This is a genomic window from Haloquadratum walsbyi C23 (assembly GCF_000237865.1).
Lineage (GTDB): Archaea > Halobacteriota > Halobacteria > Halobacteriales > Haloferacaceae > Haloquadratum > Haloquadratum walsbyi.
Map to the genome: position 1 here is coordinate 3,053,671 of NC_017459.1, position 14,346 is coordinate 3,068,016.

Here is a 14,346-nt window from a genome sequence, read left to right on the forward strand (position 1 = left end):
CGAGATCACATCATCGTCGGTGGGTAATGCCAATGAACGCGAGTGATATGGCTATAATGGCGATAATAACGCCGAATCCTGGCGATGATTGTGAACTTGAGGTTGATTCAACTGCTGTTGTCGCAACAGATGTCGTCGTCTCATCTTGTGCCAATGTGTTTTCATCTGTTTCGACGTTTGTTTCATCATTATCATCTGTCGTGTCTCCATTGGTGTCAGAATCACCATCGATATTTGTTTCCTCAGACGGTCCTGTGGTCGACATTGGAGTCGTATCAGAAGGCAATGACCCGTCTACGGCAGATGGAGAGTCACCAATTGTACCTGTTTTCGCATTAATCCACACTGAGTGTTCATGTTGTGTTCCCTCTGAGTCGGTCGCAAGAACGCGGATTTCAGTTACTGTTTCGTTTGTATCCAGTGTAAGCGTTTGATCGATTGTTACTGTCTCTGCAACTGAATCCTGAGTATATACACCGCCGATATCAACAATTTCAGTACCGTTCTTCGAGTCGCTTCGTGTCTGGATTGAGGCACGCGTAACCTCGCCGCGGAATATTCGCCCTTGCACAGAAACGGAATCGCCCTCAACTGTCGTGTTCTCAGCGTCAATCTCAATTGTTGGTTCAATAATACGGACATATTCGACGGTTAGTTCCTCTGACACGCTATTGCCGTTCACGTCTGTTGCTTCGATATCAACTTCATTTCTTCCCTCGCTGAGGTCAATATTCTCGTTAATATTCACTTGCAATCGGTCCGCGTTTGGCTCTGGACTTCTGCTTGAGACGACCTGTTTATTCCCGATGCTTGGGGCTGTTATTGTAACCGATTGGAGTTTCACATTATCTGTTACAGTCGCACTGATGGTTGCTGATGGTTCGGTGACTTGTGCAGGAGCGTTAACATCGATTTGCGGAGCCCTTCGATCATCAACAACTAAAGAAAAATCATGGCGACGTTGATTCCCCATCTCATCAATATACTTTGCGGTGATTTCATTCTCTCCATTTCCAAGAAGAATTTCCTGTTGGAATGAGTCACCAGGGTCGTCAATTTCGTAATTTGCTCGACTCGTCTCTCGTGAATTCGCATATCTATATTCAAATCGTCGCTCAATTTCGATTGATTGAACACCGCTATCATCGAAGAGATCCCCAGAAAGAGTCAACTGCCCCTCAGTGACCGTTGTGACATCTGGTGGTGTACTCTTGTCGGGTGTGCTGAATGGCTCTGTGTACTCGATGAATGGCGCACCGCTGTCTTTGGTGATTACACCATCAATTGTTGTTGTTTCGTTCGCGCCAGCCACTATTTGAATGTCGTGTTCACCGTTATCAAGTGTCAATTGAAATTCCTCTTCAAATGAGGTACCGTTCGGGTCGAATGTCCGTTGAGCAATTCCATCTACATACAGTTCAATGAGATTAATTTGTGTTTCAGCGGTGACACTGATATCGACAGTCGGGTCTGAACCGACATCAATCTCTGTCCCATCGGTGAATTGCTCGTTATTCACCTCAATATCGACCGTCGGTTCAGCAGCGCTCGCAACAAAAGTTGCTCCTGCAATACAAACAACACATGCGAATGTGAGTACAAGTATTTGATTTGTAGTTGATACCATATGCAGCACAGTGTTTGATAGACGAATAAATTTTTTTCCTCATACGGAGTATATTTCACTAGTATGACATAATACTGGTATAATACTAATCAGGGGCGCACCGGCTATCTTATAGTCGTATTCTAAACGAAAAGCAGCGCGTGTTTTTCCCCCCCCAACCGTGGGCGGGGGCGAAGCGCGTGCGCTCGGCTACGTTTCTGTTTTGAACTATCAGGACGCCGTATGTCAGTTTGGAACCCACGTTATCGGTCTCGCAAAACCCGCGCACCCACTACAGGGTAAGACGCGATGCGCCGGGCCTGTGTCGCGCCTACGCGAGGGGGCGGACACCCACGGACGCACCCATCATGGCAGCAACAGACGACATTTGTTGGGGTGGCACCAACGGTGTGTTCGGGTGTTACAGGTTCTACGCGAGTCTCGCCAGAGACCACGGCAAGCCATGGACCACCGCGCCCGTGGTAGTTCACATATGTGTACGCTGGATAGGTATTTTATTTCAGAATGATATCGCGCTCAGATATACTAATCTGATATTCTGAAATCGCTCTGTAACGTCGTGCTCACGTTGTTCGAAGCGAGCCTGTCCGCGGTTCATACACCTCACCCTTCGCGCGGAGATTCTCAATCTCTCCTTCAGCTTTCGATTCGCTCAGTCCAAGCTCGCTTATCGCTTGCTCAATAACCTCATCAACGGGAGCTCCATCGTCATAATCAGCCTCGATATTTTCAATAAGATGCTTGAGATTCTTAATTCGGTCACGTTGGTTCTTTGACGTCCCTGTCTCAACGATATCCGCATCGAATTCGCCGGTTTCGGGATCCATGCCGATATCCCGAAGACAGGATTCAACGATTGAGGTCACACGTTTTGCATCTTCCTGTTCAACTGTATCGGAAAGCCGCAATCGTGCGGATGCCTCTGAAAGCCTAACAAGTGCTTCGAGTTTTCGAGCAGTCACGGGAACTGGTGCATCGTCATCAGCACCTTTGGCGCGGAAGTCAACATAGAATTTACGAATAACGTCTTGCGCATCATCAGTCATTGTCGGATAGCAGTTACGCCTGGCGTATGCGACATATTTCCGAAGCAATTCGGCATCAATTGTTGGCGTGACCTCAGCAGTTGCACTCTCAACTTCACCGTCTGTGAATTCTGAATTCGGGATGTTTGCCTTCTGTGTATGAAGCTCTCCCGCATAATTGGTGTTGATGATGTGGTCTGCAAGTTTTGCATCCGCATCTGGGTCGGGTTCATCCGTTACAGTAAAAATTAAATCAAATCGTGAAATCAGCGCCGGTTCAAGATCGATTTGTTCACCGATTGGTTCATATTGATCAAAACGACCATATTTTGGATTCGCAGCACCAAGTAGTGAGCAGCGTGATTTCAGCGTTGCATTAATTCCAGCCTTCGAGACAGAAATTGAGTTATGTAGTATAACTCCACTGCTGATGAATGTGTTAGTCGGTTCGACCGTGATGTCATAGACCCATTCACAGGCATGGGGACCCGCATTTGAGACCGTATCTACAGCTATCACACGGTGATATCGCCGATTACATCGTGTTTCAACCTCATCAAGCCGTTGTGTCGCTGCGACAAGTCGGTTTTCAGAGATATTAGCTGGGATTGAGACTAAATCTGTGGATGCCGATATCGGTGAGGATGCAGTGGTTTTCGTTCTCTCACTGAATTGCGCTTGAGATTGTCCAAACAGCTGCAGATTTTCATCTGATGTAATACCATTTTTTGCATACTTGTATTTTGATGAAGACGATATTGTCGGCGTAGCACAATCGTCTCTCCCTATAGATACGTTGTCAGTATCCATTCGGAGTGTCTCAATATGATCTCGGAGTAAATTGATTTCAGCGCGTGCAATAGATAGCGCAATTCCGTCATCTCCTGCAGTAATCGATGCTAACTGTTCACTTGCTGGGATATTCAACAACTGTCTAATCGACTGAAGTTCATCTGCAATGCCACTTGGCAGTATCTCATGGCTTGTTGTTTGATGAGTATCTTCATTCTGCGCAGTGACGCTTGATTGATTATTCTGAGAGGATGTATCAGATGGTGTTGTGCGTGAGCTAGATATATCAAACATACCGCAAGCCCGTTCATAATCGGAATCACGTTTGATGACGGTCTGTGCTGCTATTTCTGCTGGACCATCCTCGACTGACGCGGTTATTCCGAGTCTTAAGAATGCGTCCGCGTAATCACATGCAAGTTCATTTGAGGAAGCGTAAATTCTGATTGTCTCATCTAAGATACGTCCAGCAGCGATTATGACACCCGTAAGGAACTGTTGCACCACAGCCTCAGAACCTCCAAGAACTGCGTCAGGAACACGACGATTCGGACGGTCAGCCGTAACCGCTGGCGCAATCTCGATCATCCGTTCGACAAATGTATTTACAGACCACCGCCATTGATTTCCAGTCGATCCAGTATCCTGTGCTCGTGTTATTGAATCATTGTCATTCGACGGTATGACGGATCCAAGAACGTTGTTGATAGCATCTTTAGACGAATCAACCGTGCGGTCCATGTCGACAATAATACCACGCTCAGGAGCATCGACAGATACTTTTCCAACAGCAGTCATGATACCGAGCGTCTGTGCAGCGTCGATGAGTTTGAATTCACCGTCAGTTGCTTGCACTTCGACTTCTGCTTTCGCTCTCGCTCTCGATCTTACGTGTGTTCTTATTGTTGAAACATCATTTATATCATCAGAGACAGTCGAGGTATCTGTGTTTACACCTGGAAGGTGATGTGGTGCCGGGACGAATTCACCACCAGATAACGCATTTGCCTGGACAGTTTTTGTCTCGGATCCATCATCGATAAACATTGGATGCTCTGGGGTTACAAGCACTGATCGGCCATTAGAGAATTTGACTCTGATGAATTCTGAGGGCGCTGGGTGTCTGCTTACCCGATCAATTGAGACTGTGCTGGCGGAGCCAGTATCAGTGTCGACGGTGTAGACATCTACATCATCAACGGGGAGAATCTCACAGTTGATACCGTCAATAACATTTGCATTGTTCTTTTCAATTCGGGAATCAACGAATGTGCCAATGTCGATGCGCTGTCCATCTGCTAACAATACCTCCGAGCGTGGGTGATATGATTGCTGTTCAAGTGCCTCATGCATCGCTGATCGATCCTCAGAGTTGTGAACGATCATCCCATTAGCGACAAAGTTGTGCGTTCCAGAGACGGTGAGATCATACACGTCAGTTCCGTCAGAAGGATGAACTGTTTCAATGGATTCAATCGTCTTAGTCGTGACATCAAGTAACACATCGTCAGAGAGGTCAACATCACACCTATGAGATGAGTACTGGTTTGTCCGCGTCTGCGTTATGCCGCCATCAGGGAGAGAATCGGAAGATGTCTCGGAGTCTGGGGTGACATCAAAAGTTGAAGCAGTGAATCCATCTGCAGGAGTATACACTTCATCATTTTCACTGAGGTGTTTAGCTGGACACTCATGTACACCATCGCGGTTGATAATAATAAACGGGTGATCTGCGGTTGTTGTCACTTCACTCCCATCACTAAGTGTAATTTGCCACAGAGTGTCAGGAGAATCATACTGGTGAATCGCCGTGACCGGTCTTCCAGTAAGCTGTTTATTCTCCGTCATTGTCCATACAGTAAGATTATCAATGCCGCGGATTGTCCGTCCAACCCCATCCGGTTTTGATTCGATGGTTCCTGTCTTAGATGCGTCCGTGGCTAGTGATGCAATCGGAACATGACGTCCATCAGCAAGGCTAACGAGTGTTTCACCGGTAACACACCGCATTTTATCAAGCTCATCAACAGCTGCAATTCCTTTATCTGCAAGGACAAGTGCTCCAGCTTCAAGGGTCCATTGTTGACCATCGCCAAAGTCATCACGAACAGCAGCCGCAGTATTGTGTGTCACAATACCACCGCCAATAAAGTTCTGCGTGTTCGGAACTGTAAGATCAAATACCTCCTTCTTTCCGGTATTAACTGCTTCAACGACTGTTTCGGTCTGAATTTCGTTTACACGAGATGACTCATAGTCATACCCAATCGATTGAGGTTCGATATTTGACCTGGGCATCTGCGGTGTTCCACCGTCACTCTCAACGGAGGATACAGTCGACACATCGCCTGCAGATATAATCTCATGTTCGTGCATATCTGTTCTTTTTTGTGTGTCGGTTGTGGTTGACCGAACAGACGGTTCTGAGCCGACATGAGATGAGGACACCTGTCGATCCCATGATGATCCGGACTCGGTTCTCGTTCCGATGGTCGTTCGATACGCTTGTGCATCGGATCCAGTGAGCGTGAGATACTGTCCCTGTGTCGTCGAGGTGCCAGTATGTGATTGATCACCTGTATCTCGACATGAGCCAATACCGTATGTCTCAAGCAGCAACTGTATTTGTTCGGCAAGTGGTTCACTCGCCGTACCAATGGCAATCTGAGGCGTATTTTTATTATCAATCCTTCCACCGGTATCAAATAGTCCACGAATGAATGCATCAACTCCGCTAACAGCAGTCAGTCGCGGATGAATCTCACGAGGGGCTGCATCCGTTATCTGCTCAAGCCCAAGTGTCTCAAATAGCCGTGTCACAGTCGCACTAATCACTTGAACAGTATTCGCCTGCTCAGTGTCGGTCTGAATAGACTCAGAGCCAAATGTTGCCACTGCAGCATCTATGATATGAGATCTGATTGACTCCTCAGGGGCATGAAATTGAATCCACCGTTCCTCACAGGTTTCGCCCGTCATGATATTACCGCAAGCAAAGGCGGCGCCTAACAAATACAAGAGGTCATCGTTGAGCACCTCTGGTAACTCAATGGCAGTTCCAGTTGGACCTATGACATGGTGGATAGTGATATCTTCAGATGAGACACTAATGGCATCACAAACACGATCAATTACATCAGACACAACAGGTTGCCCTGTAATGAGTGCCTCAACTGAATTCACATCAATATTGAGAGCATCCGCCGCGGCAGCGATATTTTGATACTGTGAAACAATTTTGCTTCGGAGTATTGTGATTGACTTTTCTGTCAGTTTGAGTTGCTCCTGTGTGAATTCGAAGATATCCGTGATTGAAACACTCGATCGCTCGACATTGTTATATTGTGGAATAACAATACTATCATTGGATTCAATTGCACTGATTGGTTTCCATTTGATTTCTGCATCATCAACGGTAAGCACGGGTGTATTGACCGATGCTTCCAGTTGCTTTCCGGATGCAGTCCGGATGCGGCGACAGTGTTTTTCAGGCATTCGCCACACATGTGAACTTTTACTCTGTGTTACTTCTGCAGATTGTGTTGTTGGGTCGACTGTGTAGAGTTCACGTTCATACGCAGCAGCTGTTTCTGTGGTAACTGTTTTTGGGTGATGCTGCGTTGCCAGTTGTTTGAGGGGTACAAATCCATCTGTCGTGTGGATTCGTGTCTCTCCGGTGACACAGAGTCCAGCTGAGCTGCTGCCTTTTCCTGATGTATATACCGACCGAGGAGCGATATTTCGGATATACTGAAGCATCGCCGAATTGTGTGAGAGCACTCCATTCGTAAGATAGGCGTGTGTGCCTTCGACTTCAAGATCATATACCCATTCTGCGGTCGGTGTCACGGTCTTTACCGCGGTTATCCGGTCGGTCGTGAGACAATCCGTAACATCTTCCTCGTCAACTTCAGCATGAACTATTCCTCCATCGGATCCAGTTCGATGGAGACCGCCATCTGTAGTTACTCCAGGTGTTGACATTGAGCGTGGATTGAGAGTATTAGCTGTGTTATCCACGCTGATGGGGCGTGAATCGGCGACATCGTCAGCAATTGCGACTGACTCACCAGCAGACAGTGAATCAGCGCGTCGTGCAGTATACGACCCATTATGTTCAACAAATACTGGATGCGATGGTGTAACTGTCACTGACCGTCCACTCGCTGTCTGGATTTGGCGCATCGTCTCTGGTGATTGGCGTTTCCATACTCGCGTCACATCTCGCTCAGTGAGTTCGCCAGTTTCAATCGCTGAGGTGACCGTGAAGTCAGCAGTGTCCCAGACACCATCATCAACTGGCTTTGGATCCGTCAACGCTGACTCGACCAGTTCACCGATTGTGGCTGTTTTTCCTTCCACAAGAGCAATATCCGTTTCCCCAGAAACACATTTTCCAGTTCCTGGGTCCCCAATCAGGAGCATGTGTAGGTCCCCTCGAATACGAGACCCATCAGGAAGGTGCTTCGTCACACCGGAGAATAACTGAAGAATCATCGCTAATTTCTCTTCGTCATATCCATAGATAGATGGAGCAACAGATTCGACCATCTTCTCATAAATGTCCGGATCATTCGAGAGTTCGACAATCTCAGCGACATCTTCATCAGTAATATCCATATCGTCGAACTCTTCATCCTCGATTTCGACTGATCGACCGTCCATATAAATATCAAAAATCGGAGTCTTCTCATTTCCACTTGTCTGCTGCTCAATATGAAGAACACCGGTCGTCGTTACATGATCGCCTGCAGTGACTGCACCAGTTGCATCATCCTCAAGATCGACATCAATGCTTTGTGGCGTCTCTCCGCCACGGAGCCCCTCTGGGCTTTCCTGAACGCGAACTTTCTGTGCGTCAATGAACTCTGATTGGTCGAAATCAACATCAAATGGCCCCTGTCGCTCACAGCCTTGACACTCGTGAGGCTCTTGAAACCCACTATCAGATTGTGGAATGTATGTCATCGTTCCACAACGTTGGCACTCAAATGCCGCTTCGGTGATTTTTGGACGGACATCTGTTGCTTTCCGGACGATACCTTGTACTGCAATCAGGTGTCCGATATGATCATCATGAACTCGAATATTCCGAATGTCGACTGTGTCTGGAAGACTTCGCATCCGGACGTGTGCGCGTCCAAGTTTGACATCCGCCGGAAGGTCATAGAGGCGAAGTGCTTCCTCAGCATATTCTCGGAGCTGGTCTGGTTCCCGGCGATAATCCTCTGCAAGTTCAATATCAAATGCATACAAATCGTGATAATCAATATATAGCGAGCGCTTCTCGTGTGGAAACTGCTGTGCGAGAGTCCCAATATCATCACGGTAGTACTTTCGGTAAAACTGAATGAATCGATCGGTCAGGTCCTGTGGATCCTGTGGGGCCTGTGCCATCGCTTTCGTAATAAGTATCTCATTGAGTAAGAATCTTCGCCACCGTCAAATAAAATGGATAATACGATACCATATCTAGCGAATTTGACCGAATGCTTCTCACAATGAAACGTCAGTTTCCATATCATCAATCGCTGGCTCAAGTCCATCGCGTCGCGCATCGGTTGCTAATCGCTCCGAAAGGGCACTGTCACTGAGAAGATTAGCGAGAGAAGCACGAAATCGATGACTTACCTGTCTTGACTCGGCTTCCGCTTCAATCACGCGCACAAGTCGATTAACTGTTTCTGTGGTGGTTTCAAGTGTATCTGCGCATGCTGTAGCGGTCATTCCTTCAGCACGTAATGAGCGTAATCGGTCAAGATCAAATGGGGCTTTACGATCTGCATCAGTAATAAGATGTAATGACATTCGTACGGCAAACACGGTCTCGGAATCGATATCTGGATCATCAATCGACGCAGCAAGTTGTGCATCAGCTATGCGTGACCATTGGTTATCATTGCCAGCCTCCGAATTAAACTGAGGATTAAAAAACCCGCGTGCAATGAGAGCTGCTGTTTCAGTAGATAGCGAGAGTTCATCATCGAATCGATTACGAATCTGTGTAATAATCGCGTGCAGACGGTCATCAACGGTTGTGTCATCACTGTCGATGAGCGACCCACGGTCGTTTTGCTGCTCGTCGGTCACTGTTTCTGTGCCGGTTGTCTCAATGAAGATATCCCGGAGATCGGCTGTCTTTTCATCCATTAGCTCCGGTCAAAGTGTCGAGCGTAAAAAACGTTGCTGCCACCACCGTGAATCGCTTCGGGGGTAGTCCCTAGGGCATTCCCCTTGCGTTGTGTAAACCGAATGTTTCATACAAGTTTACGAAACAGAATAGTATATGTCGACAGAGGCAGAATCTGTTGAACTCGTCGGAGAGGAGATTATCGGTAACATCGTTAGGGCAGCGTTGTTTGCGACGCTTACTGGTGCATTCGCGTATGTATCGATTCCAAATCCACTCTCACCCGTACCTGTCAGCTTGCAGGTTCTTGGTGTATTCCTTGCTGGAGCATTCTTAGGTCCGTTCTGGGGTAGTGTTTCAATGGGATTATATCTCCTATCCGGTGCTGTTGGTGCACCAGTATTTGCTGGTGGAAGTGCTGGAATTGGTCCGTTATTCGGGTATACGGCCGGATATCTTTGGTCATACCCAGTCGCAGCCACGGTTATTGGGATGATTGTGCATGGACGTGAAACACTTCATAATCCTGATTCTGTCGGGACAGTTCGGTTGGCGCTCGCACTAACGTGTGGAACAATCTTAATATATTCTCTTGGAACCATTGGATTTGCACTTGTCCAGAATGTTGGACTCATTGAGGCATTTTTCCTCAGCGCAATTGCATTCATTCCATTCGAGATACTCAAAATCGCAGCAGCAATTGGAATTGTTCGAAGTGATGTAGCGGTTGCTGCATAATCAAGATTCTAACTATACTCAACAATGATTGAAACAATCGCACTCCAACACTCATATGATGAAACAACTGTCATCGATAGAATTTCGCTTACGATTGATGATGGTGAATGGGTTGTGATTATCGGTGCAAATGGGTCAGGAAAGACAACGCTGGTTAGACATTTCAATGGACTGTGCACTCCTGATTCAGGCTCGGTTATGATAAATGGAACACCCGTTTCAACCAATCTCCTTGCTGCTCGAACCGCAGTTGGAATGGTGTTTCAAACACCACGCGATCAGTTTGTCGCTGCAACCGTTGAAGCTGATGTTGCTTTCGGTCCAGAAAATCTTGGTCTGTCTCATGCAGATATTGAAACACGCGTCAATGACGCACTCGCTACTGTTGGTCTGTCAGAATGTCGCCATGCTCGGACATCAGAACTCTCAGGCGGTGAACGTGCCCGCGTTGCGATTGCAGGTGTTCTTGCAATGAGACCCGATCACATTGTGCTTGATGAACCATTTGCAGGACTTGATCTCTCTGCTCGCGCATCGATTCAGGATCGCCTCCGCACACTTGCAGCTAATGGAACGGGTCTGATCACGGTTACACATGATCTTGAAGCCGTCATCAACGACGTAGACCGTATCATAGTGATTCAAGAAGGACAAATTGCATATGAAGGCTCACCGACTTCAGCTTGCCAATGGCTTTCAACACATAGTGTCGATATTGTTTCCCCTTCTATATTATCATAGATATATATCGAGACTGCACATGTATCTAATATAATTTTTATGAATAGGTGAACGCTCATGATTCAGTATGATCCAGGTACCACGATTATCCATCAACTTGATCCCCGAACAAAGCTGTTTATTCAGGCTACTGTTGCTGCTTTGGCGTTCGCTCATACGACGCCACGGGGGCTGATTGTGCTTTCAGGCTTTGCGATCAGCTGTGTTATCATGAGTAATCTCTCATTCCGACGTGCTATCAGCGCTGCTCGACCGGCGCTACCATTTTTAATCGCCGCACCGGTTGTGACTGCAATCGATATATCGTCATGGCCTCCAGAAATTGTACCGGCTGCAGCAATTGGTGCATCACTCGCGAGTTATCGGGTAATTATCATTTTTATCATTGCTGCTGTTTATTTACATACAACACCAATTAGACAGTCGCAAGCGGCTATCCAGTGGTTTGTTCCTGGTCGCGTCGGTCGACTACTCGCTTTAGGCGTTTCAGTCGTCTTTCGGACTCTCCCAGTTATTCGTGCTGACATTCACCGTGTTCGATCGGCAGCCAAAGCGCGTCTGATACAGAATCAAACTCGACGTGAGCGCGTTCGGATTATTGGAACTGCTGGATTGCGACGGACATTTGAGCGCGCAGATCGGTTGACACTTGCACTTCAAGCGCGATGTCTCGCATGGAATCCAACGCTTCCACGGCTGGTATTCGGTCGTGCTGATGGAGTCGCACTCATTTTTATAATAATAACCGCTATGTTTCTGCTGATAATATGACCTCCGCTGAGTGATTGCGAGTGTGAAGTGATTCTCTGAGCTAGATTATGTATCCGTGACAACTGATGTACTGTCGCCATTTCGAGAGAAATTGTGCTCTCACTCTGATAATATCTAAATGGGATGTATTCAATCAGGTTCGTGATCCATCAACATCGATTGCATCAACCGGACAGATATCGACGCATAACATACAGTCGATACATTGTGCTTCATGCGATGGCTCGACTTTTCGATCTGATTGTGGGTGTCCTGGTGTCTCAACCCAGGTAAAGACATCAACCGGGCAACTATCTAAACATGCACCGTCTGCAATACAGATATCATAATCAACTGCGACGTGCGTTCCGTGAATCCCAAGTTGTTCTGGTGGTTCAGTTGGACCCCATACCTCAACTCCGTTTTCCTCATCAACAACTTCTCGATTCCGGTCGAAGTTCGGATCGATACCCATTAATATAAATATAGTATTGATGTGCAAAACACCGTCGATATGACACGTCTGTTCGCAATACTCATTATCAATCTTACGTCTGTCACTCCCGGTGGGTGGTAAGTGAGACAATTATGTTATGATTCGAAGACATATTCATCTCTTGAATCTCACTGGTAATATGCTTCGGTTTCTGTATTTGTCTCAGAGCGACAACCGGACTGTACTGTCCTAACGTACGCGGTGAAGTTTTCAAATAGTTGTTTTACTTTGCAGGCTGCTGTGTAATTTTCAGTAGTGATCTCATCAAGAACGGCGTCAATCTGAGCTGTTGGGAGGTCTTTGTTTGTTGTAATTGATCGTGCTGTCTTGCGATCGTACTCTGGGTGAAACTGAACGCCCCATGCGTGCCCACGACGAAAGGCATGAATGCCATAATCATTTTCAGCGAGTTTGATTGTCTCCGGGGGTAATTCGGTGACTCTGTCTGAGTGACTCGTGAAAACAGTGAATGTCTCTGGAATATCCTCAAACAATGTATCTGATTGTGTTTGTGTGACCTCGCGATATCCAAGTTCATATTCATCCATTGATTCAACATGTCCACCAAGCGCCGCAGCAAGGACTTGATGTCCATAGCAAACACCAAGAATTGGGATATTGCGGTCATCAACGGCAGCGGTGTAGTCGATCAATGGTTGAATCCAATCGCGGTCCCAATAAACTGACGACCGTGAACCAGTGATAACAATCCCGTCAAAATCAAAGTCTGCAGGACGTTCATTCGCCGTGACATCATATTCGACAAGTGTCGCATCAAGTTCACGTCGGAAGTTGCGTCGCGTGTGCTCATCATTGTGTGATGCGTTCAGCAACGCAAGTCGAGGGCGGTCGATCCCCATAGCCATCGATAATATGCAATATATGCGTCTAAAAGTCTCTTGTGTAATGGTTATACAACCCCACCCTATTCGATCTCCAGCCTGCGTTGTTTCTTGAGGGGGCTTACCGCCTAGAATCAGCTAAAAGTTGCACAATTCCAGCGCTCAGATACTTATGCTGAGTGTTCAATGCTAATGCTCATTCAAGAACCCAATCAGGATGTCATTGACAATCTTAGATGCCTCAATATGGACGAGATGACCGGCATTTTCGACTGGAGCCCACTCACCCCGCGGCAGTTCCGATGCAAGTTGCTCTCCCGCTGTGGGTGACCAGACGGCATCAGACATGCCGTGAACAACAAGCGTTGGGACCGTTATTTCATATAATAAATCAGCAACATCAAACTCACGGATAGCAGCGAGTTGAGACTCCCATGCTGGTCGCGATGCGTCTTCATCAACACGCCATTCAACAATTCGGTCGACGACATCCGGGTGTCTATCATAAAATGACGATGAGACTGCGGTTTCAACTGATTCAGCGAGTGCCTCTCGGTCCGATGGTGAAGCCCATAACATCTCAAGATTAGAATCCACATTGCGTTTGCGCGCTGTTGCAGCAGGCGCCGTTCCAATCGTCGTGAGCGATGTGACCCGTGCATGCATACGAGTAGCTGCCAGTCCAACCATCCCACCAAGTCCTGCACCAACAAGATGTGTTGAAGTGATCTCTGTATCACTCAGAACTGATATCAAGTCATCAACAAATGTTGAGATAGTGTATGGTCCTGCCGGTGAATCCGACTTTCCGGTTCCGCGAAGATCCATAACAACTGTTGTATACTGTCCAGCCACGGCAGGATATTGCCATCCCCATTGCCAAGCACCATATCCAAGATCGCCGAGAAAAACAACTGCTTGCTCAGCATCGCCATCCATTTCATAATACAACTGAACATCGTCATTTGAGGCATATGGCATGTATTAGTTCCGTATTAGCCCTAGGAGTGTCTATCTGTTTGGAATATCGCCTGCCATAGTCGGGATCGAACGAGATAATCGGTTAAAAACTGGTGAAATCATAATGATTGTATTCAGCGTGTTCTGTTTTTGTGATCATGAATAGGATGGATTCATGACGCAATTAAAATTGTATGTAGGTGTTATAGCATTAACGGCTATTTAGCATACATCATGTTGTTATG

9 protein-coding genes and 2 pseudogenes are annotated in these 14,346 nt (G+C 46.9%); 3 read left to right on the forward strand and 8 right to left on the reverse strand.

Annotated elements, in window-relative coordinates; translation table 11 throughout:
- Window positions 1-10 precede the first annotated feature (10 nt).
- The 5 genes and pseudogenes from HQRW_RS13845 to HQRW_RS13855 form a co-directional block, all read right to left on the reverse strand.
- On the reverse strand, window positions 11-1,627 hold the full coding sequence (locus HQRW_RS13845) for a PGF-CTERM sorting domain-containing protein (RefSeq protein WP_014557078.1): 1,617 nt from the start codon (window positions 1,625-1,627) through the stop codon (window positions 11-13).
- A 563-nt stretch (window positions 1,628-2,190) separates the two neighbouring features.
- Window positions 2,191-4,491: a hypothetical protein gene (locus tag HQRW_RS17080; RefSeq protein ID WP_394324579.1), complete on the reverse strand. Its 2,301-nt coding sequence runs from the start codon at window positions 4,489-4,491 to the stop codon at window positions 2,191-2,193.
- A gap of 3 nt (window positions 4,492-4,494) precedes the next feature.
- Window positions 4,495-4,797 (reverse strand): annotated as a pseudogene (locus HQRW_RS17085) (hypothetical protein); the annotation flags it as partial.
- Window positions 4,774-8,841, reverse strand: a pseudogene (locus tag HQRW_RS17090) (LAGLIDADG family homing endonuclease); the annotation flags it as partial. The pseudogenes HQRW_RS17085 and HQRW_RS17090, both read right to left, overlap by 24 nt.
- 99 nt (window positions 8,842-8,940) lie before the next feature.
- Window positions 8,941-9,594, reverse strand: a complete 654-nt coding sequence (locus HQRW_RS13855) for a hypothetical protein (protein WP_014557080.1) — start codon at window positions 9,592-9,594, stop codon at window positions 8,941-8,943.
- A gap of 136 nt (window positions 9,595-9,730) precedes the next feature.
- Here HQRW_RS13855 and HQRW_RS13860 point away from each other — a divergent pair, with 136 nt between their 5' ends.
- The 3 genes from HQRW_RS13860 to HQRW_RS13870 are packed head-to-tail and all read left to right on the forward strand — an operon-like array spanning window position 9,731 to window position 11,824.
- On the forward strand, window positions 9,731-10,312 hold the full coding sequence (locus tag HQRW_RS13860) for a biotin transporter BioY (RefSeq protein ID WP_014557081.1): 582 nt from the start codon (window positions 9,731-9,733) through the stop codon (window positions 10,310-10,312).
- Between the two features lie 24 nt (window positions 10,313-10,336).
- Window positions 10,337-11,053: an energy-coupling factor ABC transporter ATP-binding protein gene (locus HQRW_RS13865; protein WP_014557082.1), complete on the forward strand. Its 717-nt coding sequence runs from the start codon at window positions 10,337-10,339 to the stop codon at window positions 11,051-11,053.
- 57 nt (window positions 11,054-11,110) lie between these two features.
- Entirely contained in the window at window positions 11,111-11,824 is a 714-nt protein-coding gene (locus tag HQRW_RS13870) for an energy-coupling factor transporter transmembrane component T family protein (RefSeq protein WP_014557083.1), read from the forward strand.
- Window positions 11,825-11,957: 133 nt separating this feature from the next.
- Here the strand turns inward: HQRW_RS13870 and HQRW_RS13875 are convergent, their stop codons facing one another.
- From HQRW_RS13875 to HQRW_RS13885, 3 genes are all read right to left on the reverse strand, one after another.
- Entirely contained in the window at window positions 11,958-12,278 is a 321-nt protein-coding gene (locus HQRW_RS13875) for a 4Fe-4S dicluster domain-containing protein (RefSeq protein ID WP_011572836.1), read from the reverse strand.
- 149 nt (window positions 12,279-12,427) lie between these two features.
- Window positions 12,428-13,165, reverse strand: a complete 738-nt coding sequence (locus tag HQRW_RS13880) for a type 1 glutamine amidotransferase (protein ID WP_014557084.1) — start codon at window positions 13,163-13,165, stop codon at window positions 12,428-12,430.
- A 165-nt stretch (window positions 13,166-13,330) separates the two neighbouring features.
- The gene (locus HQRW_RS13885; RefSeq protein ID WP_014557085.1) at window positions 13,331-14,122 is read right to left on the reverse strand and encodes an alpha/beta fold hydrolase; all 792 of its coding nucleotides are present in this window, start codon (window positions 14,120-14,122) and stop codon (window positions 13,331-13,333) included.
- Window positions 14,123-14,346 lie beyond the last annotated feature (224 nt).